The sequence below is a fragment of the Halorubrum aidingense JCM 13560 genome (assembly GCF_000336995.1).
Classification (GTDB): Archaea; Halobacteriota; Halobacteria; order Halobacteriales; family Haloferacaceae; genus Halorubrum; species Halorubrum aidingense.
The window spans coordinates 1-26,499 of sequence record NZ_AOJI01000033.1 but is presented as its reverse complement, the minus strand read 5'-3'; the positions used below and the strand labels follow the sequence as shown (position 1 = coordinate 26,499).

Here is a 26,499-nt window from a genome sequence, read left to right as displayed (position 1 = left end):
GGGCCCGGAGCGAGGCGCTAGGCGTCGTCGCCGTCGGACGGCTTTCCGACGATCACCGGGCGGTCGGCGTTGAGCAGAACCGTCTGGCTGACGCTCCCGAACAGCGCCTTACCGACCGGCGAGCGCTTGCGCATCCCGAGCACGATGGCGTCGACGTCGCGGGCGCGGGCGACCGAGTCGATCGCCTCGGCGGCGTCGCCGACGTGCAGCTCCCGGTCGTGTGAGATCCCCAGTTCGTCGAGACGCGCCTCGACGAGTTCCACCGAGTCCGGGACGCCCCTGAGCTCCTCGATCGACTCGTTGATCTCGTCGATGACGGCCGATCCCGCCTCGTCGGCCGGCGCGTCGACCGACTCGTACACGTGTAACACGGTGGCGGTGACCTCGTCAGGGTCGATCGGGAGTGATTCCAACAGCGTCACCTGCGAGCGAGCGCGATCGGCCTCGATGTCGATCGGCAACAGGACGTGGTACATATAACACGATTCCTCACACCGCATTTATAAATACCGGCATCTCGGCCGTCAGTCCTGTCGGATCGCGAACCGGGCGACGGCGGCCGCGGAGAGGGCGCCGAGGGCCGCGATGCCTGCGAGCACGAAGAACAGCTCTCGCGGTCCCGCTCGGGTGAGGACCGCCCCCGCGAGGGCGGCGCCGAGCGAGCCGACGCCGAAGATACCGAGATAGGTGTAGCCGAACGAGATGCCGCGAGCCTCGCTCGGAGAGTAGGCGGCGACCGTCGCCTGCGACAGCGGCTGGACCGTGAACAGCGCGACGCCGAGCAGCAGCGAGACCGCGAGGAACGTCGCGGTGGACTCGCCGGCGGGGACGAACAGCAGCGCGAGCACCGCCAGCACCGACATGACGACCAACAGCCCGCGTTCCGGCCGCATTCGGTCGGCGATCCGGCCGCCGAGATACTGCCCGGGCACGCCGACCATGAGCACGGCGACGTACAGGTACCGACCCACGTCGAACTCCTCGGCGTACGGGCTGTCGGGATCGATGAGCTGGACGTCGATCAGACCGCCGATCGCGTCGCCGAGCAGGTCCGGGAGGAACGTGAGGAACGTGCGGTAGTAGAGCCCGCTGAACGTGACGAACGCGAAGACGATCAGGAACCCGCCGGCGATCAGGACTCGCGTGTCGTCGGCGATGTTCGACAGCGAGATCTCGCCTTTGGTACCGCCGGTGGCGTCAGCGTCGGTGGCGGCGTCAGCGTCTTCCTCGGTGTCCGGCGCCGTCACACCGACGTCGACGGTGAGCCCGTAGGCCGCGACGACGACCGCGGGAACCGTGAGTGCGGCCGCGACGATCCGCCAGTCGAACGCCAACAACAGGAGCGCGGTCGCCAGCGGACCGAGCGCGATCCCGAGATTGCCGCCGATCCCGTGGTACCCGAGCGCGGTGCCACGCTGAGCGACCGACTTCGAAAGCAGCGACAGCCCCGCCGGGTGGTAGACGCTTGCGGTGACCCCCCAGACGGCGATCGCGACCGCGAGCGTCAGGAGGTTGGGCGCGACGCTCACGAGGAGAAACGACCCCGCCATCCCGCCGAGACAGGCGAGGATGAGCGGCTTGGACCCGAACCGGTCGACGAGGATGCCCCCCGGGAGCGCGCCGACGCCGAACAGCCCGTAGCCGAGGGTGACCACCAGTCCGAGGACCGCCGCCGTCGTCGAGAACTCCGCGACCCACACCGTCAACAGGATCGGGATCGAGAGCTCGTAGGTGTGAACGAGCCCGTGTGACCCGGCGGTGAACGCCACGATCCGTCGCTCGGCGGAATCCATTGGAAGCGCGTTCTCCGTGGGGCGTGATAGGTCCGGGGGTAGCCGCCGGGGTTGCCGCGAGCACCGCCCGGTCAGGAAGCGGTACGGGTCGTCGACGGACGGGGACGCTCGTCAGCGAGCGACGGTTCACTCCGCCATCGCGGTCTCGCCGACCGGCGGCTCCGAGCGGATGACGGCGACGACGAGCACGGCGGCGACGAGACAGATGCCGGCGAGGAGCGTCCAACTCGCCCGGTAATCGAGCGTGTCGGCGAGGTAGCCGAACGCGGGCGGCGCGAACAGTGCCCCCGAGGTCAGCGCGAGCTGACAGCCGGCCGTGGCACTCCCCATCTGCTCGGCGGGGACGAGCGTCGCCATACAGGAGTAGTAGACGCCGGTGAACCCGAGCACGAAGAAGCCGAGGGCGGCGAAGGCGACGCCGGCGTTCGTCGGCGTCGTCGTCCGAGCGACGACGAGGAACAGGACCGCGCTCGCGACGGTCTGGACGAGCAGGATCCCGCCGATTCGGGTCTGCGGGTCTCCCGGGAGGTGATCTGAGAGCCACCCTCCGAGGAGTCGACCGCCGCTGCCGAACAGTTGCACGATCGCGAGCACGACGCCGCTGAACGCGACGGACGCGCCGATGGACTCCTCGACGTACAAGACGGTGTATCCCGTCGTCGTGAACAGCGCCGCACCGAGGAACAGCCCGGAGACCGCGAGCAGCAGGTACGGGCGGTTGTTCGCCAATCCGCGGAGTTCCGGGGAGTCGGTCGTACCGCTGCCGCCCGCACCGCGGTACAAGATCGAAAAGCCCCCCGCCACGACGACGCCGAAAACGGCGGCAATGAGGAAGCCGACCTCCCAGAAAAAGTATCCAGCCAGTCCGGTGACGAGCAGCGCACTAATTCCGCTCCCACCGGTGACGCCGACCTGTTTGATACCCATCGCCATGTTCTGCCGCCCGGGGGCGATGCTGTCGTACACCGCCTTGTTCGTGCCGGGCATCGCGGTGCTGTACACCGAGCCGAGCAAGAAGACGGCGGCCAAAAGCAGCGCGTAGGTGGGCGCGCCCGCGACGAGGAGCATCCCGGCGGAGAGACCGACGAGCCCGAGCGAGAGCGTCCGTCGCTCCCCGAACCGGTCCGTGAGCGCACCGACGGGGAGCAGGAAGACCGCGTAGCCGAGGGTGAGCGTCGTCACGACGATCCCGACCTCGAAGCGCGAGAGCCCGAATTCGTCTCGGAAGAAGGGCGTCGCCGCGAACACGGTGTAATAACAGATGCTCGCAGAGACCTGCCACAGCGTGACGAGCGACACCGTCCGCCAGTAGGTGCGGTCCATCCACCGTCAGCCACCGCAGCCCGATTCATAAGCGGTCCGCTCTCGGCAACTCGGACGACACTCAGCGACCCCGCAGACGGTCGATACGGGGCACGGATCGCCACGACGCGAATCCTTTTCCGCCGAGGTGGTGCAAGTCACCACATGCCACAAGACTGGCGGGATTCGGTCGAACTCACCGAACAGCAGTCGCTGGTTCGGCGGAGCGTTCGCGACCTCTGTGCGGAGTTCGACGACGAGTACTGGCGCGAGCGCGACCGCACGGCGACGTACCCACAGGAGTTCGTCGATCGGCTCGCCGCCGACGGCTGGCTCGGCATGCTGATCCCCGAGGAGTACGGCGGAGTCGAGATGTCGACGAGCGAGGCGGTCGTGATGATGGAGGAGATCGCGGCGAGCGGCGGCGGGTTCGCCGCGCCGCAGTCGATCCACGGCGGGATCTACAACTCCGTGCCGATCGTGAAGTACGCGAGCGAGGAGATCAAAGAAACGCTCCTCCCGAAGGTCGCCGCGGGCGAGGAGACGATCCAGGCGTTCGGGCTGACGGAGCCGAACGCCGGCTCCGACTCGACGGCGATGACGACAAGCGCCGAGCGAGACGGCGACGAGTACGTCATCAACGGCGAGAAGGTGTGGATCTCGCGCGTCGAGGACAGCGACTACCTCGTGTTGATGGCGCGAACGACCCCCAGAGACCAGGTCGACAAGCGCACCCGCGGCATCTCGATGATCCTCGTCGACCTGGAAGACGCGTACGCCGACGGGCTGGAGATCGAACGGATCCCCAAGACCGCGAGCCGGGCGGTCCACTCCTACCAGCTCTTTTTCGACGACGTGCGCGTGCCCGCGAAGAATCTCATCGGCGAGGAGGGGAAGGGGTTCTACCAGGTGCTCGACGGACTCAACGAGGAACGGCTGGTGATCGCGGCCGAGTGTCTGGGGCTCGGTGAGACGGCGCTCGAAAGCGGGATCGCCTACGCGAACGAGCGCGAGGTGTTCGGCGGCCCGATCGGGGCGAACCAGGCCGTCCAACACCCGCTCGCGGAGGCGTACGCCGACCTGCTGGCCGCGAAGAAGGTGATCTACGACGCCGCCGATCGCCTCGACGACCTCGATCGAACGGCGGCGGGCGCCGAGGCGAACGTCGCGAAGTACCTCGCGGCCGAGGCGGCCTTCGAGGCGGCGGACGCCGCGGTCCAGACCCACGGCGGCTTCGGCGTCGCCCGCGAGTACGACGTGGAGCGCTACTTCCGCGAGGCGCGGCTGACGCGGCTCGTTCCGGTGACCCAGCAGCTCGCGCTTAACTACCTCGGCGAGCGCGTGCTCGGACTACCGCGGTCGTACTGAGACGACCCTCTAGGGATTTTAAGAAAGACAGCGACGCGGTCCCGATCGGTCCGCGGTCGATCCGCGGTCGATCTGCGGTCGGTCGGCCGTCCGGTATCGCTCGCGACCGGCGAGCCTACCGGTTACGCCCGGAGATCACGCCCGCCGCACCGCGCAGCGTGCCGAGCGGATTCGGCCGCCCGACGATAATCTGCAGGAAGTACAGCGCGCCGACCGCGGCGATCGCGCCGATCTGGACCAACTGCGTCGGGTGGACCATCCCCACCACGCCGGCGACGAAGAAGGCGACGCGGAGCCCGTACGTCTGCCCGCGGCCGAAGACGAAGCGGTAGTTGATCCCGTGAATGATCGCCAGCGATCCGACCATCGCGAGGAGGCCGGCCGACAGCGACGCGTAGTCGAACGTCCCGGAGACGAGTTCCGGGTGGTAGACGAACGCGAACGGGAGGACGAACAGCGGTGCCGAGATGCGCAGCGCCTCCTTACAGCTCCCCCAGAAGCCCCCGCCGGAGATACCGCAGGTGACGGCGACACACGTCGCGATCGGCGGCGTGAGCCCCGCGAGGATCGCGGCGTAGAACACGAAGAAGTGCGCCGCGATGTCGGGCACGAGGAACTGGCTGATCAGCGTCGGCGCGACGAGCAGCGCGACGACGGTGTACGCCGCCGTCGTCGGCATTCCGAGTCCGAGGATGATACAGATGATCATCGCCAGCACGAACGCGACGATCGGGACCCCACCCGACAGGTCGAGCAGCGTCAGTGAGATCGCCGTCGGCACGCCGGTCGCCATCAGAATGTCGACGACGCCGTTGATCGACGCCAGGATGATCGTCACCGGCGCGACGACGATGAGCCCCTCGCGGAAGCCGTCGACCGTCTGTTTCAGCGTCTCGAACAGCGCCGCTTTCTTGCTCTCGCCGTCGAGCGCGGCCTGCAGCAGGGGGATTCCGATCCCGAAGGCGATCATCGACACCGCCGTGTACAGCGCGGCGGTCATCACCGTGTACTGCAGGATGCCGAGGACGTAGATCAGGATGAGAAGCGGGATCCCGTACTTCACCGACTCCAGCGCAACCGCGCGCCGCTCCATCGTCTCGCCGATGAGCCCGTCCATCTCCGGGTTCTCGATCTGAGGCGCGGCCACGTAGTGGACCGCGATCGTGATCGAGACGACGAGGATGGCCGCCGGGATCAGGCCGGACACGATGACGTCGACGTAGGTGATCCCGGTGATGAGGTTCGCCATGATGAACGCCCCCGCGCCCATCACGGGCGGGAGCACCTGTCCGGAGGTGGAGGCGACCGCCTCGATGCCGCCCGCCGTCTCGGGTTTGATCCCGTTCTCTTTCATCAGCGGGATGGTGAACGAACCGGTCATACCCGCGTTCGCGGTCTGACTCCCGTTGACCGAGCCGATGACCGCGCTGGCGACGACCGCGGTCTGCGCGATGCCGGAGTCGACGTACTTCGCCGAGCGCACCGCGATCCGGAGGATGAGGTCGAACGCGCCGTACGCCTTCAACAGCCCGGCGTACAGCAGGAACAAGGCGATCCACGCCGCCACGAGTCGGGTGAGGAACCCGTAGAACCCGTCGACGCTCACCACGAGGATCCGGAGCATGCGCGTGCCGGAGAGCCCGCCGTGGCTCAGGGCGCCGGGCATGAACGGTCCGGCAAACCCGTAGCCGATCCCGATGAGGACGACCGCGAGGAACGTGATCCCGAACGACCGCCACGTCAGGTAGATCATCGCCAGCGTGAACGCGAACGCCATCGCGAGCTGCGGTTCGGTCGCGCGCCCGACCGTATCGATCGCGACCGACTGGTAGTTCACGAAGAGGTAGCCGCTCGTCGCCACCGAGATCAGTCCGGAGCCGACGAGGAGCCCGACTTCGAGCCAGTCGCGCTGGATGAGCGGCTCGTCGAGTTCCGAGATCACGTACAGTCCGAGGATGCCACCGAGGAACGCGACCGCGTACTGACCGCGGGGCATCAGCTGGGTGTACGAGTACCACATCACGATCATCCAGAACGGGATCGAAAAGGAGACGAGCGCCATCCGGAGCCGCTCCTCGATTCCGGACCCGAGCCGGAGTATCAGCGCCGAGACGCCGGCGATACCGACGACGGCCGCGACGCCGAGAATCGTGGTCGACACGTCCTCGATCGTCGTCGCGAGCGAGGCCGGGTCGTCGAAGAGCATCCCCGGAAGCGCCTGTCCGTACGCCCCCGCGAGGAAGTTCGGAACGATGAGCGTCGGGATGAAAATAACGAGGAACCAGAACGGTAACGAGAGGAGGTACAGCCAGAGCTGTTTGCGTCCGCGGTCACCGGGAGCGAGTTCGAGCGACTCCTCGTCGTCGAGCAGGCTCTCGTTCGAGAGATCTGGCGAGTCGGGCGGATCGGTAGGATCGGTTGCTGTATCGGAGTGGTTGGCCATCCGTCGTGAAAGATTTGTGTAGTCGGGCGGTCAGGCGTCGGTGCTACTCGTCGCCGCGGCTCCAGGAGTCCTCCCAGACATCGTTCTCCTCGAAGAAGTTCGCCACGCCGGCGTGGATGTCGATCTCGGGGATGACCGTCTGTGTCATCGCATCGGGCGAGTACTCCAGGGTGGTCGGGTCGGATTCACGGAGCGTGTCCTCGTGTTCGATCGCGAGCCGACAGACCTCTTCCGTCGCGCGGGCCGGGATGTCCGGGCTGAACGCCCACTGGCCGGCGAGCGACCACGTGACCATCGTGTCGGTGTACGCGGTGACCTCCTGTTCGTACCCGTACGGCTCCACTTCCTCTAAGATCGCTCCGGGATGGTCCTCGATGACCTGTCGGAACTCGTCGTCGACCTCCAGAAGATTCAGTCGGCCGCCACTCCGGACGTCGACTTCCTGGCACCAACCGGAGAGGTTGACGCCGTTCGCACCGTACAGACAGAGCGCGTCGACGCGGTCCTCCTCGACGGCGCCCGGGATGTCACCCGTGTCGACGTTGAGGATGTCGTTCGGCTCCCACATCCCGGCCTCCTTGAGGATCTCCTCGGTGAGCAGGCGCGTCCCGAATCCGGGCTGGATCGGGTAGATGGTGTGGCCGCCCTCGCGGAGGTCGGCGACCGACTCGAGGCCGCTCCCGTCGAGCCCGACCCAGTGGATCTGCAGCGACGTGAACATGAACCCCTGGTTCGGAAGGCTTTCGACGGGGTCGTCGGCGAACGGCCCCTCCTCGTTGAGCGCCTTCGCGAGCGAGTTGTTGTCGACGCCCATCGCCGGAATTTGGCCGGAGTCGTACTCGTAGAGGTTCGCCGTCCACCCCTGTGTCTCCTGAACGGAAATGTTGAGGAAGTCGCTGTGCTGTTGTGCCGCGCGAGCGAGTGCCTGTCCGGCGGCCTGCGTCGAACTCCCGGTCGAGGTCCCGCCGATGGTGATCGTTACGTCGCCGCCACCGTCGCCACCGCTCCCGCCGTCGTCACCGCTCCCGCCGTCGTCACCGCTCCCGCCGTCGTCACCGTTCCCACCGTCGCCACCGCTCCCGCCGTCGTCGGAACAGCCGGCGAGGCCGACGACACCGAGCGTCGTCGCGCCCTTCACTACGTCGCGCCGCGTTGTCTTATCATCATCAATCATGCGGGTCAAGCCATTACGTCGATTAATAAAAGCGTATCGTCGGTAGACAGATTTCACCGGCAACGGTGGCAGATCCGGGAATAGGAACTATCCCGTGAGTTAGTTATCCCGTTATTCCGGAAGATAGGCCGCGAAAAATATCTCAGTGGGGGAGGTCGTGTCAGTCTATCGCCACGAGAACGCGGTGTCGAGATCGTGCGGCGTGTTGCCGCCCTCGTCCGCGGCCCGTTGGCGGTACGCGTCGAGGTCCGTGCGGAACGAGGGATCGGCCACCTCGATGAGGGCGGCGGCCCGCTCACGCGGCGAGAGCCCGCGGAGGTCCGCGACGCCGTGTTCGGTGACGATCACGCTCGCGTCGTGTTCGGTGTGGTCGGTGTGGGGAGTGAGCGGGACGATCCGCGAGACCGAGCCGTCGACCGCCGTGGACGGGAGCGCGATGACGCCGAGCCGGCAGTTGCGCGCGAAGTCGCCGCCGCCGCCGATACCGTTGACGACGCGAGTGCCACCGATGTGTGTCGCGTTCACGTTTCCGTACAGGTCGACCTCGACGGCGCTGTTGACGCCGACGACGCCGAATCGGTCGATGAGCTCGGGCGCGTTCGAGACGTCCGCCGGTCGCAACACCACGTCCTCGGCGTAGCGTTCGATATCGTCGAAAAGCCGCTCTTGGCCAGCGGTCGACAGCGCCAGCGACGTGGCGCTCGCGCCCTCGAGATCGCCGGCGTCGAGCATGTCGAGGAGACCGTCTTGGACGACTTCGCCGACGTACGACACCGGGCGGTCGCCGAAGTCGACGTCGGCGAGCGCGCCCATCAACGCGTTCCCGAGGCTCCCGACGCCGAATTGGAGATTCGCCGCCTCCGCGAACAGCGGGTTGCGGTCGATCTCGGCCTCCAGGAAGTCACCGAGATTGCCGGCGATCGCCTCGTCGGTCGCGGAGGCCGAACGGAACTCGTACGGGTCGTCCGGGCGGTCGGTCTCGACGACCGCCGCGAGCTTAGCGGGGTCGAACCGAACCGCCGGCCCGTCGGTCTCACCGAGCGGGTCATCGAGCGGGATCGGGTCTCGATTCGGCGGATCGTCGCGGACGTGCACGTCGTGGACGCGAGCGAGTTCGACCGGCTGAGCGCGGTTCACCTCGACGACGACGCGGTCGGCAGCGCCCACGTACGCCGGCGTGTGGCCGATCGACGTCGACGGGACGAGCCAGTCGGGGCCGACCGCGACCGCCTCGACGACCGCAATCGTCTCTCCGCGCATGCCGGCGCGGATGCCGCCGAAGCGCACCTCGTCGGCGAGCCGCGAGATGTGGCGGTCGTGGAACTGGATCCGCCCGTCGTTGGCGGCCGCCCGCGAGGTCTCGTTGGGGACGAACGGGTACCGGCGGGCCATGTCGCCGGACTCGACGAGATCGCGGTCGATCTCGTCGCCGACGCCGCCGCCGGAGACGACCGTGAGTTCGCGGGCGTCGCCGGCCGCGAGCGCCTCGGGGACGAGCTTCGGATAGCCGACGCCGCCGAATCCGGAGACGAGCAGCGTCGCGGTCTCCGGAACGATCGCGGCGGCCGCCTCGGGAGTCGCGATCGGGAGGTCGCCGCCGAGTCGAGCGTCCGGGACGGGGTCGTTCGCGGTCGGCGCGTCGGGGTCGGTCACTCCACGTCCTCCGGTTGCGTGCCGATCCCCTCGGGCCAGCCCGTCGGCTGTGCGGGGCTCGGATCGGCGTAGGACCGTTTCAACACCATCGGGGTGCGTTCTAACGAGAGCACGAGCTCGTCGTCCTGGTTGTACGCGCGCAGTTCCGTCGTGACGATCCCGACGTGGTCCCGCGAGGAGGACTCGCGCTTCTCCAGCACCTCGGACTCCGCGAAGAGCGTGTCGCCGTGGAAGACGGGCGCGTGGTGCCGGATCCTGTCGTAGCCGAGGTTCGCGGTGGCGTTCGCACTTACGTCGATGACGCTCATCCCGACCGCCAAGGCGATGACGAAGGTGCCGTCGACGAGGCGCTCGCCGAACTCCGTCTCGGCGGCGTACGCCTCGTTGAAGTGCATCGGGTTGAGGTTCATCGAGAGGTTCGTGAACCAGACGTTGTCCGTCTCCGTCACGGTGCGCCCGTACGGGTGTTTGTACACGTCGCCGACCGCGAAGTCCTCGTAGTAGCGCCCTTCCCACCCGCCGACGAGTCGGCGGTCGACCGGCTCGTCGTCGTGTGTGTCGGTGTCGCGTGCCATACGCCCCCAGACAACGAACGGCTAAAAGAGGATTGTGTTCGCGGCCCCGCCCGCCGGATCGGCTACGTCGAGGCCGTGTACAGCAACAGCCCGACGGAGACGATCGTGACGAGCAGGATCCACCCGATCATGATGGCCCCCATCTGGCGGTGCGTGAGGTTCTGGCCCTCAAGGAACTCGGAAATACCCATACGACGCCCAACTAACTCGGAGTATATAAGCGGTCTGGGTCGGGAGACGGCGCCCGCGTTACCGTTCACCCGCCTCACACCTTTCCGGCATCGGACGGCGGGGGACGATATGACGCGTCCGCCGGAGCTGAAGTGCACTCGCGTCGATTCCCGAGGAGTTCCCAGACCCCCGGGCTACGGGAGTCCGAGCTCACGCGCGGCGGCCGCGGAGATCGTCACGGTCACGCCGCTCGCGGTCACCGGCTCTCCGGTCGACTCCGTGATCACCCGCCGAAGGTCGCTGAGGTACGTCGCCGGGCGCTCCTCTTTGATCGTGAGCGTCGCCTTCGACCGCTGTGCCGCCGCGCGGTGCCGGACGTACGTCCGGACGAACGACTCGCGGACGACCCCCGGCACCTCCCAGACGACCGGCGGGAGCCGATCGAGGTCCGTCTTCGACCCGAGCGGCGCGCCCATGGTCACGAGACACCGTCCGAGGACGGACGCGTCGGTGGCGGGGACGACCTCGGTCGCGCGGCCGGTCGTCTCGTCGTGGCGCGTCGCCGTGTCGACGCCGACCCGATCGAACGCGGCGCGGATCTCGTCGACGCCGACGCGGCGGCCCTCGGTCACGGCGACCTCGAAGCGCCGTTCGGGGATCGTCCCGCCGGCGAGGACGTGCGCGAGCAGGTCGACGAGCGCGGCGGCGGCGTCGCCGGCGGGTTCGGGGTCGAGCCACCCGTGTTCGGACGCGGCGTTGATCCCGCGGACGGGGTCGGGGATCGCGTCGTGCAGCCACCCGCGAACGCGGTTCTGCGGGAGGTCGAGCGCGTTGCCGACGCGAACGCGCCCGGCGTTCGGGCGTTCGGCCGCGTAGTCGAGGACGCGGCGGTAGTCGAGGACCTTCTCCCACGGGTCCGGATACACCCGATCGCTGTACGTTCGGGCGAGGGCCCGGGCCGTGGGTCGCATGTGAACTCCTCAGTTACGTGAGTGTTTGAACGTAACCAACTAATTTTCAAGGATGATACACGGGTCGGTAAGTAATTAAGGGAGGCCTACTACGCATTACGTAACCAGCAACCGGGCGGGATCGACGCGAGTCGACGCGCGCCGGCGGACCGCTGGATTCAAACCCATGAAACCAAGCAACCTGTTCAACTCGGACGACCGTGCAGTCAGCCCCGTTATCGGGGTCATCCTCATGGTCGCAATCACAGTGATCCTCGCGGCCGTGATCGGAACGTTCGTGCTCGGCCTCGGCGACTCGCTCGGCGACAGCCAGCCGACGGCGCAGCTAAATGTTGAGGCAAGTGGTGGTACTCTTACTATTGAGCATGCTGGCGGCGACCGCTTAGACGCAAATGATCTGACTGTGCGAGTCAGCTCGGATGCAAGCGGAAACAGCACTAACACTTCCGAATTTGGCAGTGCATTCACTGTTGGTGACAGCGCAACCGCATCGTACAGCGAAGGTGGTGGTACGACCGACGATGTCCGTGTCCGGGTAATCCACACGCCGAGTGATTCGATTATTCTTGACCGGACGCTTACTGTGGATAACGTCGGAGCTGGTTCTGAATTCGACAGTCTAACCTGGTCGACTAGCTAAAATTCGTATCGGTGGCCTATCCTATCGCCACCGGCTTTTTATTCGCGTCCGGTACTGCAACCCGATGACTGACGTGTTACAGAATTTCTGAATAGTCACGGATTCGTACTCACCGCAGGCGTCCCGAATGTTCACTTCACTTTCCACCAGGTGCGTGAACACGGCATCGATCACGACGCTCATCGGCGAGTCCTTGTCAGAGCCATTCGCCACGAGATCGATCCCCTTTCGATCTGGCGGTCGCGGTCGTGGTAAGTTTGAATCTGGTCCGACAGCTCATTCAGATACCCCGTATGCATGGGATCGCGACCGGATTCAGGCGATCGATACTCGACCCGCGAGGATATATCAATCTTCAACCGCAACCCAAACGGATCGACCAATGAGCTACGATCCCCGCGATCGTTGCTACTACGGGAAGTTCATCGAGACGTGGGCGGCCGACCGCTATCCGATCGATCTCGACAATCCCGAGGTTGACGGGCTCAAGTTCGACGTGACCGACGAGGAGGGGGACGGTCGTGGGGCGTGAAGCGCTCGATGATGAACGGCGTCCGGCCGACGTTCAAGTTCTGGAGGATCAGCACCGGACGCTTGGGTGTGAAGGCGGTGGCTACGTTCTTGTCTGGTACCGAGCAGAAGGACGGAAGATAACGGTCGTGTCGTCGAGGAGTGTTCGCGCTCGTGAATTAGAGATCACGAACTGGACAAATCCAGGTGAGACGCACTATCGGAGTCACAGCTCAGAATCTCAAATCCCCGCCTCCAGACTCCGACCGTGAATTTTAACGATTCTATACACCTGCCAGAGTGAGAAGATAGATCAAGAACGAAATGAGAGTGAGTCCAACTATGATTATTATAAGTCTGCTTTCCCACTTTCCAGTCGTAACTTTACTCCATCGACTGTCTGGGTTATTCTCCTCAAACAGCTCTTGAGTCAGGGTTGACGACCTTTCTCTCCCGCCCAGCGAGTCGATACCAAATACTACACGACCGAACGCAGGAAACACAGTGAGAACTATGATTATACTATTGTACGTTAGAACCTGGATCAGATTTTTCTCAGAGATATTAATATAAAGGAAAGAAGCAGTTGTGAGAAGTATCACAAATACGCCAATTCGCAGACCACCGGCGATAAGCCGGTCATAGGCCTCATCAATTATCTCACGATTAGCTTGGAATGACGAATATAGGAATATAGTATATGTGTTATTCATGACTCCCCAATTTGATTCGGTGACATAGTCGGATTGTCTCGAACTCTGTGGCAATAGGGAACGGCCTAAGACCACCTCTGAAAGTTTGATAACAATTTCTTTGAAACTGATTACAATCAACCACAAAAATATGTAGACAATTATGGAATTAAGCAGGAATATTGCTTGTACTCTTACCGAAGGAACTCCCACAGAAGATGCTACTTCTCCATACTCCTCTAATGAGACGCTTATTCCCGGGAATAAGTCATAAAACGCCGCTACCAGCGTAGCAAGAACAGCACCTATTGAAATGACGCTCCCTAGAATACCTCTTGCCAACGTTTGAAGATGGTAGTATCTCTGGTGTTGGAGTTCAAGCAGATATTCCAACCTCCCCTCATCAAGAGGGATCGGGTCCTTGCTAGGCATTTTGTAGTACTGTGACTAATACATATGTCAAAAGAAGAAAGAAAATGAACGGGACTGCTAAGGCGCTTGCGATTTCTGAAACCCGCGCGACGCTACCTCCGGTATATACCTGGTAGAATACAACCAGTATGAGTATGGATACCGCCAGCGTGAACAGCCCCGTAATTAGCTCATCGGGATCTGTCATTGAGTTATACAGCAGTATCGGTATACCACGTATTTGATTATTTTGATGAGTTTTTGCGTAGGGTCTGCGGTAGCGGATTGGTGGGTACCTTAGAATCTGTGGCCTTAGCCACACCCCTAACCGTCAACCGACCCCCCGGTGTCGGTTCGACGGCGACGCCGAGCTCGTCGAGCAGCGATCGCGGCTTGTGTTGCGGCCGAGATCGTCGCGCACCCGCCGGTCGAGAGGGTCGATCGCGGCGAAAACGGTCGCAAAAGAAGGTTCTAGAGAGTGTTACGGTGGACGCGATCGGCGGCGTCACCGTTGGCTCGTCAGAACGCGGGCGCCACAACTGAGACAGTCGCGGACCGAGGCCGGGCTGCAACAGAACTCTCGACAGACTCGCTCAGCAGCACCGCTCGCGATGTTGCTCGCGGCGCAGAAACATGGACTCGCGGGGGTCCCGTGAGCGGAGCGAACGGGACCACGCGAGGGAACGAACGAAGTGAGTGGACTCGCGGGGATTTGAACCCCGGGCCTCTTCCTTGCGAAGGAAGCGATCTGCCGCTGATCTACGAGCCCGCACCCGAAACCAATCGCCGTTCGTATTTGTACCTTACCTTTCGACGGGCCGCACGAGGGTCGTTGGCACCCGACGGCAGTCCGTCGGAGCTCGCGACAGCGACCGCCGATACCGACGGGATTAGGTAGGCGCCGACGCGATATCGACGTGAACCGGCGGCCGTCGGCGCCGCGTCGACGTCGCGACGACGATCGCCACACCCGTAACAGTTCTGAGACGCATTCCATATTCGTTACCCTTTTGCGTGCAGACTCCCCAGGTTGGGGTATGGCAGAAGCGACGGCGGCGACGACCCCCGATCCGGCCGCGATCGCGGCCCTCAAACACGTCGGGCTCGTCGGCGGCCTGACCGAGACGAAGGTGTCGTGTGCGGCCCTCGGCGACCGGCTCGACGCCTCGACACAGACCGCCTCCCGACGGCTCCAGACCCTCGAAGCCGCGGGCTACATCGAGCGCGACGTGGTCGGCGACGGCCAGTGGGTCCGGGTCACCGACGCGGGCGAGGCGGCCCTCCGCGCCGAGTACGCCGACTACCGACGTCTGTTCGAGTCGGACGTCGACCTCTCGCTGCGCGGCGCCGTCACCGGCGGGATGGGCGAGGGGCGCCACTACATCACCCTCCCCGGCTACGCCGACCAGTTCCGCGAGCGGCTCGGCTACGAGCCGTTCCCCGGCACGCTCAACGTCGATCTGAGCGAGGAGAGCGTCCGCCGCCGCGGCGAGATGGCCGGCATCGACGCGGTTCCGATCGACGCCTGGGAGGACGACGACCGCACCTACGGCGCGGCGTCCTGCTACGGGGTCACCCTCGTCGCGGGCGACGACCGCTACGAGGAGGTCCACGCGATCGTCCCCGACCGCACTCACCACGACGACGACCAGCTCGAACTGATCGCTCCGGAGCGCCTCCGCGACGCCCTCGACCTCGACGACGGCGACGCGGTCGAGATCCGCGTGGCGGCCACGACGCGAGCGGACGCCGCGGGCGAAGAGGCATCAGAGACAGAGGCGGAGACGGAGGTGGCCTAATGCGGGCCGACGCCGAGGTCGACGGCGACGCGGAGCGGGGTTCTGCCGATGCCGTCGAACGCGCCCTCGACGCGTTCCGCGCCGGTGACCCGGTCTGCGTCCACGACTTCGCCGATCGCGAGGGCGAGACGGACATCGTCTACCCCGCGGGCGCCGTCGACGAGGCGGCCGTCGCCCACATGCGTAACGACGCGGGCGGCCTGATCTGCGTCGCGGTGGGAGACCCCGTCGCGGACGCGTTCGGACTCCCGTTCCTCGCGGACGCGATCGATCACCCGGCGGTCGACGACGACCCGGACTACGACGACCGCTCCTCGTTCTCGCTGCCCGTGAACCACCGCGAGACGTTCACCGGGATCACCGACGAGGACCGCGCGCGAACGATCGTCGAACTCGCGAACGCGGCCGCCGACGTCGACGCGGACCCGACCGGGTACGCCCCGGAAGACTTCGCCGCGGCGTTCCGCGCGCCCGGCCACGTCCACGTGCTCCGGGGCGACCGCGACGGGCTCGGCGGTCGGACCGGCCACACCGAACTCGGACTCGCGATGGCCGAGGCGGTCGGCGCCGCCCCCGCCGCCGTGGTCTGCGAGATGCTCGACGACGAGACGGGCGCCGCGTTGACCCCCGAGGACGCCGCGGCCTACGCCCGCCGGCGCGACATCCCCTACGTCGAGGGTGCCGACCTCGTCGACGCGCTCGAGTAACCGCCCGCGCCCGCGCCGGCGTCGGCCCGACGTTCGGGATCGGGGGCCGAACACCGGCCGTCGCGGCAGCCCCCGACCGGTTGTCACAGTTTTAAGCCCGCCGACCGCAACCTCCGGGTATGGGATTCGATGAGATGGACGTCGACACGATCTGGAAGAACGGGGAGTTCCTCGACTGGGAGGACGCGACGACCCACGTTCTGACCCACGCGCTCCACTACGGGAGCGGCGTGTTCGAAGGCGTCCGCTGTTACGAGACCGAACAGGGACCGGCGATCTTCCGCTGGGAAGAGCACCTGGACCGGCTGTTCGACTCCGCGAAGATGTACGACATGGAGATCGAGCACTCCCGCGAGGAGATCACCGAGGCCGTCCTCGAACTGCTCGACCGCCAAGACCTCTCTTCGGGATATATCCGGCCGATCGCCTACTACGGATACGACTCGCTGGGCGTCTCGCCGAAGGACTGCCCGACTGACCTCGTGATCGCGGCGTGGCCGTGGGGCGCGTACCTCGGTGAGGAGGCGCTCAACGACGGCGTCGACGTGATGGTGTCCTCGTGGCGGAAACACGCCTCCTCGCAGGTCCCGACGAACGTGAAGACCACCGGACTGTACGTCAACTCCATGCTCGCGGGCGAGGAGGCCCGTCGGAACGGCTACGTCGAGGCCATCGTCCTGAACAAGGAGGGCAACGTCGCCGAAGGGCCGGGCGAGAACATCTTCATGGTGAACGACGGCGAGATCTACACGACCGGGCTGGCCCAGTCGATCCTCGAAGGGATCACCCGCGACACCGTCATCAGCCTCGCCGAGGAGCGCGGCTACGAGGTCCACGACGAGGCCGTCATCTCCCGCGGCCAGCTGTACACCGCCGACGAGCTGTTCTTCACCGGCTCCGCCGCCGAGGTGACCCCGATCCGCTCCGTCGACGACACGGAGATCGGCGCGGGCACCCGCGGGCCGGTCACCGAGGAGCTTCAGTCCGCGTTCTTCGACCTCGTCGAGCGCCGGACCGACGACCACGACGAGTGGTTCACCTACCTGTAAGCTGCGCGAACGGTCATCGGTAGTAAACCGCGCGAACGGTCACGTCACTGCGGATCGCCCGTGCGGGTCCCCGCCGAGCCGCTCGTCGCCCGCTCCGATTCGCCCGGTGTTCCGTCGGTGCGGACGCCGCCGACACCCGGCCCTCCCGACGTCTCTTCGGACGGCCGCTCCTCTTCGACCGGGACCTGATGGGCGGACTCGGCGAATCCGGCAGAGAGGACGCGCGTCATGCCCTCCTCGACGGTCTCGCCGGTCTCTTCGATGCGCTCCGGCTCGACTTCGATCACGAACCCGGTGGTGATGTTCGGCGCCGTCGGCATGAACAGGACGATCTTCCCGTCGCGGGTCTTCTTGCCGGTCCGGAACGCAGTCATCCGGATCCCGGGCCACGTCTCGATGTAGACGGGGCTCTGAAGCTCGTCCGTACCGGAGATGGCCGTCTCGATCGCGAGCTTGGAGGCGTTGTACACCACGCGCAACGCGGGGATTCGGTTGATGGCACCGTCGACGGCCGACTCGGCGACCCGGCCGAGCGTCGTCCGCATGAAGTAACCGACCGCGAGCACGACCGTGGCGAACACGGCGAGCGCGATGATAACGCGGGAGACCGGCTCAAGCGGGCCGGGGATGATCGCCGGTTGGAGCCCGTCGATGAGCGGGATCGACGCGATATAACGATATATCCACTGGATGACAAGGAGGAGGACCAACAGGGGGGCCAACACGATGAGGCCGCTAGCGAAGTCGCGTTTCCACGTGGACATCTATCGACTGAACATGTGACGGCGACCCTTAAGAGCTGTCTCTTATACACATCTNCTCGCGCCATCAGAGATGTGTATAAGAGACAGCCGCGGTTACCGCCCGGCGATCGCTCGCAGCGCGAAGGTCAGGTTCTCTCTGCGCTCGCGGACGCGGCGGGAGAAGTACGACAGCCACTTGTCGCCGTACGGCGCGTACTGCGCGACGTCGACGCCGATCGCGGCGAGGTCGCGTTGAGCGTCGTCGCGGACGCCCATCAGCATCTGGACCTCGTAGTCGGTCCCGTGCTCCCGGGCGAGCCGACCGGCGAGCGAGATCATCGCGGGGTCGTGGCTGCCGACGGCGACGCCGCGGGACCGCTGCTCGAACAGGTACGTGAGGTCCTCGCGGAACGCCTCGTTCACGCGGGCCTTGTCGGTGTAAGCGACGGACTCGGGCTCGTCGTACGCCCCTTTGACGAGCCGGAGCTTCCCGGGCACGTCCACGAGCCGCGCGAGGTCGTCGCGGGTGCGCTTGAGGTTCGATTGGAGACACTGGCCGACGCTCCACGGGTACTCGACCGCGATCGATTCGAAGGCGTCGAGCGTCGCGTCGGTGGTGTCGGCGTTCTCCATGTCACACCAGACGAACGCGTCCAGTTCGTGAGCGCGGGCGACGATCTCGCGGTAGTGCGACTCGAACAGTTCCGGCGACACGTCGAGCCCGATCTGCGACGGTTTCACCGAGATGCAGGCGTCGAGACCACTCCCGGCCACGTCGTCGAGCAGCGCGAGGTACGCGTCGACGTCCGCGCGGGCGTCGGCGGGGTCGTCGTAGTGCTCGCCGAGGAGGTTGAGAATGACGGCGACGCCGTCCTCGTTGCAGGCGCGCACGTGATCGAGGGCCTCCGGAACGCTCTCACCGGCGACGAAGCGCCGGGCGATCGGGGGAATCATACCCGGATCTCCGTTCGGGATCGACTTCACTGTTGGCGACGGGCGGATCCGTGGTTTATAAAACGTGAACGAGCGTGGACCGGATTATGATCGGTTCGCTGGTCGCGACGGCCTTTTGGGCGATGGTGCCCGCGTACGTGCCGAACAACGCCGCGGTGCTCGCCGGCGGCGGCCGCCCCATCGACGGCGGCCGCGAGTGGCGGGGCGCCCGCGTGCTCGGCGACGGAAAGACGTGGCGGGGGACCGCGGTGGGCACCTTGGTCGGCGTCGTGCTGGCGCTCGCGCTCAACGCCGTCAACGACCCGGCGAGCGCCGCGCTCGGCGTCGACCTCCCGACGTTCTCGCTGCCCGCCGCGTTCGCGCTCGCGTTCGGCGCGATGTGCGGCGACATCGGCGCCTCGTTCCTCAAGCGCCGGTCGGGCCGCGAACGCGGCGCGGCGTTCCCCGGCATCGACCAGCTCGATTTCGTCGCCGGCGCGTTGCTGTTCGCCCTCGTCGTCGACACCGGCTGGACGCTCGACACGTTCACGCTGCCCGTCCTCGCGGCCGTCCTCGTGATGACGCCCGTCCTCCACGTCGTCACGAACGTCGGCGCGTACGCGCTCGGCTTGAAAAACGAGCCGTGGTAGGCGCGACTCGGGAGGCGGGATCAGCGGAGGAACGACCGGAGTAAGACGAGGAACCCGCAGGCTATCGCGACGGACTCCGCGACGTGGACGTGGGTGAGCGTCAGGGCGGTGAGCTGGTAGAGGAACCCCTCAATGAGAACCCCGAAGGTGATGAACGCGAACCCGATCGTCGCGTCGCGGAGATAGCGTGTCCCCTCGCGGAGATAGGCGCGGAAACTGACAGCGGTAGTGGCAAGTCCCAACAGGAGGAGGGCGGCACGGATGAGCGTCAAGACGACCGCCCAGTCGCCGGTCACGGTGTATCACCCCCGCTCGACGGTTCGGAGAACTGGCCGTGTAACGAGTACAGGATCACGAGCATCCCCACGGCGACGAGACCGGTCTGGATCGTCCCCGCGACGAAGATCGACAGCCCGACCACGTCGAAGAGGATCCCTTCGAGCACCGAGCCGACGGTAATGAAGAGGAATCCGATGGCCACGTACAGCATCGGTTCGCTCCGGTAGGACCTGTAGCCTTTGTACGCCTGTTTCGTTATTAACAGCCCTAATCCGACCGTAATGAGCTTCGCGATGACGAGTTCGATGTGCATTGTTATAGCTCCCTGATGTCGCTCCAGATACGCGAAAAACGCTGTGCAGCGTCCTCGCGGACGTGGACGCTGACGTCGATCTTACCGTCGTCGATATCGACGTCGAGGTGATCGATATTCGCCGCGAAGACGCTGTGGTGGCTTCCGTCCGACTCGATCTGTGTCCGTTCGACAAGGAGGTCGTGGTCGATCATCTCTTCCACGCGCCGATAGATGGTAGAGAGCGCCACGTCGCACTCGTCGCTGAGCTCCTTGGCGGACAGCGGCCCGCGGCTCGTCGCGGCCAGGACCTGTCGGACGCGCTCTTGGCCGAGGAGTTCGAGGAGCTCGTCGTTGCTATCGTCTGTTGACACAGAGATTCCCTCTGATACCGATACTCCCCGTCGAGTGGTAATATAAGAGCCGTTTTGCGTCGTGCGCAAAACAGGGTCCCAGTCTATATTAGTACCCCCCGTACGCTCAAGTGGAGAGAGATCCGACAATGACAGACCGAGGACACTACACGCGTCGACGGATGGTACAGCTTTCAAGTGCTGCTGCGGCCGTCGGTCTCGCGGGCTGTTCGGGCACGCTGACGAGCAGCAGTGACTCGGGGTCGGGGTCGACCGAGACGTCCGAGGAAGCGGATCACAGCGACGAGGACGACGGTCACGACGAGGGCGGGGACGAACAGAGCGACGACGGCCACGACGAGGGCGGACACGGTGACGACGGGCACGGGGGCGTCGGTGACATGACGCCGACCGCCGGGGTCGAGATGGTGACGACCGACGACGGCGGAACTCACTTCGAACCGCACGTCGCCAGGGTCGAGACCGGTGGGACCGTCACGTGGACCCTCGAGAGCGGGAGTCACAACGCGGCGGCGTACCACCCGGGCAACGACCAGCCGCGGCTCGTCCCGGAGGGGACCGAGGCCTGGGACAGCGAAATGCTCTCCGAGGACGGAGCGACGTTCGAGCACACGTTCGAGACCGAAGGCGTCTACCACTACTACTGCGCTCCCCACGAGGCCGGCGGGATGATCGGCAGCGTGATCGTCGGCGAGCCGGACGCACACGAGCAGCCCGCGCTCGACGACCCGCCGGCGGACAAGCCGGACGCCGTCCGCGAGAAGATTACGGAACTCAACGACATGTGTAACGAGGCCCTCGGACACGGGCACGACTGATCGGATTCGTCCATCTTTCGGCGGGAATATCGATCGTTCGTCCGTATCTCGGCAACGAGATAGGAGTCGTGAGAAGATATATATACCCGCGTGACATTGTCTCTCATGCATGTCTAGTAGTGCACCCAGCTCGGACGACGACGTGTTCGACGAGTTCCTGTCCGATCGCGGCCACGAGACAGAGATCGTACGCTGGGACCGATCCTATAATAAGCTCCAGTGTCCGGAGTGTGGTGCACTCCATTCGGAAGGAACCGCGAAGTGCGGAGTCTGCGACTGGCGCCCGACCTGATCCGTCGACGGGCGACCAGCCACCGACGGCGCCGCACGACCGAGTAGCGGTTTTCTTTCGCCGGCACTCGCCGGCAGTATTATATAACGTCAATCGATAGTGACGAATATGCCGACCTGCCAGAACTGCGGTTCGTTCGTCACGACCGACTACGTTCGGGTGTTCACACCGAACGAAGTCGATCGACCCCGCGTCTGTCCCGCCTGCGAGGACCTCGTTCGCGACGGCGCCGACGTCCGCGAGGCGCGCGCGACGCGGAGCAACTGACAGCCGCTGGGCCGCGCTCGCCCTCCGAGGTCGGCGCGACGATTGAACCGGGAAGCGAGCCACGGCGTTTAAGAAGAACGGCGGCCAGGGGTAGACAATGACCGATCCCACGGTGACGCGACTGTTCGGCGGTCCGGGCAGCGGGAAGACCACGGCGCTTCTGGACCGCGTCGAGGGGATCCTCGACGACGAGGACGCCGACGTCCGGGACGTGCTCGTCGTCTCGTACACGCGAGCGGCCGCCGCCGAGATCCGCGAGCGGCTCGCCGAGCGACTCGACATCTCTCCCCGGAGCCTCCAGGGGAACGTGAGCACGATGCACGCGAAGGCGTACGAGCTACTCGATCTCTCGCGGGGCGACGTCGTCGGCGAAAACGACAAGGAGGCGTTCTGCGAGGAGTACGGCATCGAATTCGAGGACCAACACGGGGGCGCCGGCCGCCGCACCGCCCGGTCGACGACGATCGGAAACAAGATCATCGCCACCTCGCAGTGGCTCCAGCGGACCGAGCGCGACGTCGCCGACTGGTACGACGTTCCGTTCCAGTGGAACGTCGAGGAGGTCCGACTCCCGCCGGAAGAAGACCCCAACGCCCAGCAGGGGAACAAGTACACGCCGACGTGGCCCTCCGACGACGACCGGATCGACGTCCCGGAAACGATCCGCGCGTGGCGGAGCTACAAGGGCGACAACGACCTCGTCGGCTTCGCCGACATGCTCGAACGCGTCGCGCAGCGCTCGCTCGTCCCGAACGTCGAGTACCTGATCATCGACGAGTTTCAGGACATCACGACGCTGCAGTACAACGTCTTCGAGGAGTGGCGCCCGCACATGCGGAAGGTGCTCATCGCCGGCGACGACGACCAGGTCGTCTACGCGTGGCAGGGCGCCGACCCGGACCTCCTCTTGGACACCGACGTCGACGAGGACGTCGTGCTTCCGAACTCCTACCGACTCCCCTCGGAGATCCTCAACGTCGTCAACGCGGAGATCCGTCACATCGACAAGCGTCAGGAGAAGGACCTCCACCCGCGCAAGGAGGGCGGCACCGTCGAGGCGATCCAATCGCCGTCGATGCTCGAACTCGTCCGGAACGTCCGGTACACGGTGGACGACGACGAGGGGAGCGTGATGTGTCTGTTCCGCGCGCGCTACCAGATGTTCGATTTCATCGACGAGTTCATCGACCACGGGATCCCGTTCACGATGCTGACCGACGGCCGGATGTGGACCGACCGCGTGCGAGACTACGTCAGCGCAATCGAGAAGGTCGACGAGGGCGAGCCCGTCACCGGCCTCGAAGCCCGGCGGCTCGCCGACATGCTGCAGGATTCCGCGTTCGGCACCCACGACCGCGACGAGTTCTACGACTTCCTCGACGACCGCGAGGAGGCGGCCGACGCCGACGACATCTCGCTCATCGAGGTGACGACCGACGAACTCGACGCTCACATTCCGTTCATGCCCGACGCGAACAGCGCCGACGACATGGTCCGGAAGGTGACGAGCTTCCAGCGGAAGTCGATGGGCGCGTACTTCGGCGGCGACTACGAGGGGATGGACCCGACCCGCGTCCGCGTCGGCACCATTCACTCCGCGAAGGGTCGCGAGGCCGACCACGTGTTCGTCGCGACGGACCTCACGGAGAAGGTCGTCGAGCAGATGGCGGCCTCCATCGACGACCCCACCGACGTTGAGGGCGTCGAGGAGTTCACCAAGACGACGAGCCCGGTGCCGATCCTCACCGACAACGAGCGGCGCGTGTTCTACGTCGGAATGTCTCGCGCCCGCGAGCGACTGGTGATCATGGAGAGCCTGATCGGCGGCGCCCCGACGCTTCCGATCAGCGTCCTCCTGTTTGACGAGCTGCGAGACGAGCCGCCACAAGAGCTCGTCGAGGAGGTGCAAGCCGAACTGGCGGTCCCCGAACCGGAGCCGTGAGCGACGGGACCGGAGACGGAGGTGACGGGACCGGAGACCGAACTGACGGCGACACCGACGACGACGACATCGCGGGGACGGACGGCGACGGCGCGCGCCGTCCAAGCCGACCCCTCCGCACCGATCTCTCCCCGATCGCCGAGGCAGTGGCGGACGCCGACGCGGACGCCTTCGTGGCCGTCGGCGATCGGTTCGACGACGACCTCCGCTACCTCACCCGATTTTCCGGACCCGATCGCGCGTACGCGCTCGTAGTGGTTCCACGGGTCGACCCACGGATCGACCGCGACGCCGAGCGCGCCGGCACCGGGCGGGCCGTTCTCTGTGCGCCCGCGCTGTTCGCCGAGCAGGCCGAACGGGAGTTCGTCGACCGTGCTCGAACCGATGAAGCGACCGCCGAGACGGCCGGACCGGATGACTTCCACGACGGGGTCACTCGCGAGGTTCGAACGGCAGCCGGGGGTGCGCACGCGGGCGAGCGCGCGGCCGCAGCCGTCGCGGAACTGCTCGACGACGAGCGAGACGGCGAGCGGGACGACGAGCGAGACGGTGATCGCACGCTCCTCGTCCCGGCGTCGATCCCGCACGACGCCGCCGTCTACCTCGAACGCGCCGGCAACGCGCTCGCGTCGACGGACGCGGTGTCGGCCGCCCGTGCGCGGAAGACCGACGCCGAGATAGACCGCCTCCGGCGCGTCCAGCGGGCGAGTGTCGCGGGGATGCGTCGCGCGGAGACCGTACTCGCCGAAAGCGAAGTGCCGGCCGGCACCGGTCGGGACGGCGCGACGGATCGCCCGCCGCTGCGCTGGAACGACGCCCCGTTGACGACCGAGCGACTCCGCCGCGAGGTGAACGCGGCTCTCGCCGAGCGGGGCGTTCGCGACGCGGGCAACACGGTGATCGGAGCGGGGGCCTCGGCCGCCGATCTGCACTTCGTCGGCGACGCCGAGATTCGCCCGGGAGAGACGGTCCTCATCGACGTCTCGCCGCGCGGGCCGGACGGCTACCACGGCGACGTGACCCGGACGTTCGTCGTCGACGGCGAGGGCGGCTGGGAGCGCCGGGCGTACGTCGCCGTCGAGGCCGCCCACGAGGCCGCGCTCGCGGAGATCGAACCGGGCGTCCCGGCGGCGACCGTCCACGGCGAGGCGGCCGCCGAACTGGCCGCGTACGGGTTCGATCCGAACGCCGAGGAGGGGGAGGCGGGGTTCACCCACGGCACCGGGCACGGCGTGGGCGTGAGCCTCCACGAGTCGCCGTCGCTGTCGGGCGGAACGGAGCTGCGACCGGGTCACGTCGTGACGGTCGAGCCCGGCGTGTACGATCCCGCGGTCGGCGGCGTCCGGCTCGAAGACCTCGTGCTCGTCACCGAGGACGGCTACGAGATACTCGCGGAGCACCCGTTCGGGATCGTGCCGCGAGCGCGGTGACCGCCCACGGGGGCATGCGAGCCGCGAGCGCGTGGGCGGAACGAACGCGCAGACGAAGCGAGCCGCGATCCGTCCTCACTTTTCGGAGGCGTCGGCGGCAGCCGCTTCGTCTTGCGTCGTCTCCGGAGGAGAGTCCGCAGTCGAGCCGCCGCCGCGGAGCTGTCGCGGGAGCAGTCCCGAGAGGAGTCCGCGGAGGATCCGACCGGGGTCGAGGAAGTACTGCGGAAGCACGACCATCGCGACCGCGACGACGAGCAGGCCGACGCCGAGCGCGAGTTCGCCGGCGGCCAGTCGGATGACGGCGTAGTTCGCGAGCGGCAGGGCGAAGACGAGCGACGCTGCCAGCCCGATCATGTCCAACAGCCCGAGTCTCATTGGCGCCAGATTGGCCCCCGAGGGTAAAAAGGGGCGCGACGGGCGCGCGGTCGTCGAGAACGCGGCGGCTAACGAGCGTCTCGCCGAGGCGGTGGGCGAGCGAACACCGAACCGATATGTGTCGCGCACGCCCAGTTCGAGTATGTTCACCGGCATCGTCGAGGACACGGGGACGGTCCGCTCGCGGACCGAGACCGAGGACGGGCTCCGGCTGCGGATCGGCGTCGACGGCTTCGACGACCTCCATCACGGCCAGTCGATAAGCGTCAGCGGCGTCTGTCTGACCGTCGAGAAGCACGGACGAAGCGAGGGGTCGACGGCGGGGGACTCAGACTGGTTCGAGGTGTTCCTCGCGAGCGAGACCGTGGCGAAGACGTACCTCGGCGAGGTCCGGGAGGGCGACGTCGTCAACGTCGAGCGCGCGATGCCCGCCGACGGCCGGTTCGACGGCCACGTCGTGCAGGGGCACGTCGACACCGTCGCCGAGGTGACCGCGATCGAGCAGGTCGGCGAGGACTGGCGGTTCACCTTCGCGATCCCGGAAGGGCACGGACGCTACCTCGTCGATAAGGGGTCGGTGACGCTCGACGGCATCTCGCTGACCGTCGCCGAGAAGCGGGGCGAGGAGTTCGACGTGGCGATCATCCCGACGACCTACGAGCTGACGACGCTCTCGGAGAAGTCGGTCGGCGACCCGGTTCACCTAGAGGTCGACGTGATCGCGAAGTACGTCGAGAACATGGCCGAGGGATACTGAAGGACCGATCGTGTTTCGGGTCGACAGCGGGCGTTTCAGGCGTCTTTCGCGCCCTTCACCGTCTCGCGAACCTGTCTCTTATACACATC

At 66.1% G+C, this 26,499-nt stretch carries 30 protein-coding genes and 1 tRNA gene; 13 read left to right on the top strand and 18 right to left on the bottom strand.

The window, feature by feature from the left end; translation table 11 throughout:
- Positions 1 to 17 precede the first annotated feature (17 nt).
- The 3 genes from C461_RS14020 to C461_RS14010 form a co-directional block, all read right to left on the bottom strand.
- The gene (locus tag C461_RS14020; RefSeq protein WP_008002356.1) at positions 18 to 476 is read right to left on the bottom strand and encodes a universal stress protein; all 459 of its coding nucleotides are present in this window, start codon (positions 474 to 476) and stop codon (positions 18 to 20) included.
- Between the two features lie 48 nt (positions 477 to 524).
- Positions 525 to 1,793, bottom strand: a complete 1,269-nt coding sequence (locus C461_RS14015; RefSeq protein WP_008002354.1) for an MFS transporter — start codon at positions 1,791 to 1,793, stop codon at positions 525 to 527.
- Between the two features lie 126 nt (positions 1,794 to 1,919).
- Positions 1,920 to 3,116 carry an MFS transporter gene (locus tag C461_RS14010; RefSeq protein WP_008002352.1) on the bottom strand — a complete coding sequence of 399 codons (1,197 nt, stop codon included), beginning with the start codon at positions 3,114 to 3,116 and terminating at the stop codon, positions 1,920 to 1,922.
- A 144-nt stretch (positions 3,117 to 3,260) separates the two neighbouring features.
- Between C461_RS14010 and C461_RS14005 the strand changes: the two genes are divergently transcribed.
- Complete coding sequence (locus C461_RS14005; RefSeq protein WP_008002350.1) at positions 3,261 to 4,463, top strand: acyl-CoA dehydrogenase family protein; 1,203 nt, start codon at positions 3,261 to 3,263, stop codon at positions 4,461 to 4,463.
- A 115-nt stretch (positions 4,464 to 4,578) separates the two neighbouring features.
- Here the strand turns inward: C461_RS14005 and C461_RS14000 are convergent, their stop codons facing one another.
- From C461_RS14000 to C461_RS13980, 6 genes are all read right to left on the bottom strand, one after another.
- Positions 4,579 to 6,906 carry a TRAP transporter permease gene (locus tag C461_RS14000; protein ID WP_008002348.1) on the bottom strand — a complete coding sequence of 776 codons (2,328 nt, stop codon included), beginning with the start codon at positions 6,904 to 6,906 and terminating at the stop codon, positions 4,579 to 4,581.
- 43 nt (positions 6,907 to 6,949) lie between these two features.
- On the bottom strand, positions 6,950 to 8,044 hold the full coding sequence (locus C461_RS13995; RefSeq protein WP_008002346.1) for a TAXI family TRAP transporter solute-binding subunit: 1,095 nt from the start codon (positions 8,042 to 8,044) through the stop codon (positions 6,950 to 6,952).
- A 201-nt stretch (positions 8,045 to 8,245) separates the two neighbouring features.
- Positions 8,246 to 9,733 (bottom strand): acetyl-CoA hydrolase/transferase C-terminal domain-containing protein, encoded by a 1,488-nt coding sequence (locus tag C461_RS13990; RefSeq protein WP_008002344.1) that lies wholly within the window; start codon positions 9,731 to 9,733, stop codon positions 8,246 to 8,248.
- Positions 9,730 to 10,308 carry a MaoC family dehydratase gene (locus C461_RS13985; protein WP_008002342.1) on the bottom strand — a complete coding sequence of 193 codons (579 nt, stop codon included), beginning with the start codon at positions 10,306 to 10,308 and terminating at the stop codon, positions 9,730 to 9,732. The genes C461_RS13990 and C461_RS13985 overlap by 4 nt, the downstream gene beginning before the upstream one ends.
- Before the next feature lie 62 nt (positions 10,309 to 10,370).
- Positions 10,371 to 10,499, bottom strand: coding sequence for a hypothetical protein (locus C461_RS16220; RefSeq protein WP_008002341.1), 129 nt, complete (start codon positions 10,497 to 10,499; stop codon positions 10,371 to 10,373).
- Between the two features lie 174 nt (positions 10,500 to 10,673).
- Complete coding sequence (locus C461_RS13980; RefSeq protein ID WP_008002338.1) at positions 10,674 to 11,450, bottom strand: hypothetical protein; 777 nt, start codon at positions 11,448 to 11,450, stop codon at positions 10,674 to 10,676.
- 166 nt (positions 11,451 to 11,616) lie between these two features.
- Here C461_RS13980 and C461_RS15220 point away from each other — a divergent pair, with 166 nt between their 5' ends.
- Positions 11,617 to 12,090, top strand: coding sequence for a type IV pilin (locus C461_RS15220; protein WP_008002336.1), 474 nt, complete (start codon positions 11,617 to 11,619; stop codon positions 12,088 to 12,090).
- 21 nt (positions 12,091 to 12,111) lie between these two features.
- Here C461_RS15220 and C461_RS16340 read toward each other — a convergent pair whose 3' ends face one another.
- Positions 12,112 to 12,273, bottom strand: coding sequence for a DUF7386 family protein (locus tag C461_RS16340; protein ID WP_449271980.1), 162 nt, complete (start codon positions 12,271 to 12,273; stop codon positions 12,112 to 12,114).
- A gap of 199 nt (positions 12,274 to 12,472) precedes the next feature.
- On the opposite strand from C461_RS16340, the gene C461_RS16130 reads away from it, so the two are divergent.
- Positions 12,473 to 12,622, top strand: a complete 150-nt coding sequence (locus C461_RS16130; protein WP_239639125.1) for a hypothetical protein — start codon at positions 12,473 to 12,475, stop codon at positions 12,620 to 12,622.
- Positions 12,623 to 12,884: 262 nt separating this feature from the next.
- Here C461_RS16130 and C461_RS15610 read toward each other — a convergent pair whose 3' ends face one another.
- Both C461_RS15610 and C461_RS13970 read right to left on the bottom strand, forming a co-directional pair.
- Positions 12,885 to 13,724 carry a hypothetical protein gene (locus C461_RS15610; protein WP_152418407.1) on the bottom strand — a complete coding sequence of 280 codons (840 nt, stop codon included), beginning with the start codon at positions 13,722 to 13,724 and terminating at the stop codon, positions 12,885 to 12,887.
- A 676-nt stretch (positions 13,725 to 14,400) separates the two neighbouring features.
- Positions 14,401 to 14,472 (bottom strand) — tRNA-Ala (locus C461_RS13970).
- A gap of 268 nt (positions 14,473 to 14,740) precedes the next feature.
- On the opposite strand from C461_RS13970, the gene C461_RS13965 reads away from it, so the two are divergent.
- The 3 genes from C461_RS13965 (at position 14,741) to C461_RS13955 (ending at position 17,258) form a co-directional block, all read left to right on the top strand.
- Entirely contained in the window at positions 14,741 to 15,502 is a 762-nt protein-coding gene (locus C461_RS13965; RefSeq protein ID WP_008002333.1) for a DUF120 domain-containing protein, read from the top strand.
- On the top strand, positions 15,502 to 16,209 hold the full coding sequence (gene ribB, locus C461_RS13960) for a 3,4-dihydroxy-2-butanone-4-phosphate synthase (protein WP_008002331.1): 708 nt from the start codon (positions 15,502 to 15,504) through the stop codon (positions 16,207 to 16,209). The genes C461_RS13965 and ribB overlap by 1 nt, the downstream gene beginning before the upstream one ends.
- Before the next feature lie 119 nt (positions 16,210 to 16,328).
- A complete protein-coding gene (locus tag C461_RS13955; protein ID WP_008002329.1) occupies positions 16,329 to 17,258 on the top strand; it encodes a branched-chain amino acid transaminase in 930 nt (309 codons plus the stop codon).
- Positions 17,259 to 17,302: 44 nt separating this feature from the next.
- Here C461_RS13955 and C461_RS13950 read toward each other — a convergent pair whose 3' ends face one another.
- Positions 17,303 to 18,022 carry a DUF502 domain-containing protein gene (locus C461_RS13950; RefSeq protein ID WP_008002327.1) on the bottom strand — a complete coding sequence of 240 codons (720 nt, stop codon included), beginning with the start codon at positions 18,020 to 18,022 and terminating at the stop codon, positions 17,303 to 17,305.
- A gap of 93 nt (positions 18,023 to 18,115) precedes the next feature.
- On the bottom strand, positions 18,116 to 18,955 hold the full coding sequence (locus tag C461_RS13945) for a proline dehydrogenase family protein (protein WP_008002326.1): 840 nt from the start codon (positions 18,953 to 18,955) through the stop codon (positions 18,116 to 18,118).
- Positions 18,956 to 19,041: 86 nt separating this feature from the next.
- On the opposite strand from C461_RS13945, the gene C461_RS13940 reads away from it, so the two are divergent.
- Positions 19,042 to 19,584 (top strand): CDP-2,3-bis-(O-geranylgeranyl)-sn-glycerol synthase, encoded by a 543-nt coding sequence (locus C461_RS13940; protein ID WP_008002324.1) that lies wholly within the window; start codon positions 19,042 to 19,044, stop codon positions 19,582 to 19,584.
- 20 nt (positions 19,585 to 19,604) lie between these two features.
- Here the strand turns inward: C461_RS13940 and C461_RS13935 are convergent, their stop codons facing one another.
- The 3 genes from C461_RS13935 to C461_RS13925 are packed head-to-tail and all read right to left on the bottom strand — an operon-like array spanning position 19,605 to position 20,529.
- Positions 19,605 to 19,880, bottom strand: coding sequence for a DUF7521 family protein (locus tag C461_RS13935; protein WP_008002322.1), 276 nt, complete (start codon positions 19,878 to 19,880; stop codon positions 19,605 to 19,607).
- Positions 19,877 to 20,176, bottom strand: coding sequence for a DUF7521 family protein (locus tag C461_RS13930; RefSeq protein WP_007345830.1), 300 nt, complete (start codon positions 20,174 to 20,176; stop codon positions 19,877 to 19,879). The genes C461_RS13935 and C461_RS13930 overlap by 4 nt, the downstream gene beginning before the upstream one ends.
- Positions 20,177 to 20,178: 2 nt before the next feature.
- The gene (locus C461_RS13925; protein WP_008002320.1) at positions 20,179 to 20,529 is read right to left on the bottom strand and encodes a winged helix-turn-helix domain-containing protein; all 351 of its coding nucleotides are present in this window, start codon (positions 20,527 to 20,529) and stop codon (positions 20,179 to 20,181) included.
- Positions 20,530 to 20,657: 128 nt separating this feature from the next.
- Here C461_RS13925 and C461_RS13920 point away from each other — a divergent pair, with 128 nt between their 5' ends.
- From C461_RS13920 to C461_RS13910, 5 genes are all read left to right on the top strand, one after another.
- On the top strand, positions 20,658 to 21,347 hold the full coding sequence (locus C461_RS13920; protein ID WP_049906700.1) for a plastocyanin/azurin family copper-binding protein: 690 nt from the start codon (positions 20,658 to 20,660) through the stop codon (positions 21,345 to 21,347).
- Between the two features lie 109 nt (positions 21,348 to 21,456).
- Positions 21,457 to 21,639, top strand: coding sequence for an HVO_0416 family zinc finger protein (locus C461_RS16125; protein ID WP_008002316.1), 183 nt, complete (start codon positions 21,457 to 21,459; stop codon positions 21,637 to 21,639).
- Between the two features lie 108 nt (positions 21,640 to 21,747).
- Complete coding sequence (locus tag C461_RS15910) at positions 21,748 to 21,906, top strand: DUF7563 family protein (protein ID WP_008002314.1); 159 nt, start codon at positions 21,748 to 21,750, stop codon at positions 21,904 to 21,906.
- A 97-nt stretch (positions 21,907 to 22,003) separates the two neighbouring features.
- Positions 22,004 to 23,848, top strand: a complete 1,845-nt coding sequence (locus C461_RS13915; protein ID WP_008002311.1) for a UvrD-helicase domain-containing protein — start codon at positions 22,004 to 22,006, stop codon at positions 23,846 to 23,848.
- A gap of 68 nt (positions 23,849 to 23,916) precedes the next feature.
- A complete protein-coding gene (locus C461_RS13910; RefSeq protein WP_049906723.1) occupies positions 23,917 to 25,278 on the top strand; it encodes a M24 family metallopeptidase in 1,362 nt (453 codons plus the stop codon).
- Between the two features lie 75 nt (positions 25,279 to 25,353).
- On the opposite strand, the gene C461_RS13905 is transcribed toward C461_RS13910, so the two are convergent.
- On the bottom strand, positions 25,354 to 25,653 hold the full coding sequence (locus C461_RS13905; RefSeq protein WP_008002307.1) for a DUF7533 family protein: 300 nt from the start codon (positions 25,651 to 25,653) through the stop codon (positions 25,354 to 25,356).
- Positions 25,654 to 25,795: 142 nt separating this feature from the next.
- Here C461_RS13905 and C461_RS13900 point away from each other — a divergent pair, with 142 nt between their 5' ends.
- Positions 25,796 to 26,410 (top strand): riboflavin synthase, encoded by a 615-nt coding sequence (locus tag C461_RS13900; protein WP_008002305.1) that lies wholly within the window; start codon positions 25,796 to 25,798, stop codon positions 26,408 to 26,410.
- Positions 26,411 to 26,499 lie beyond the last annotated feature (89 nt).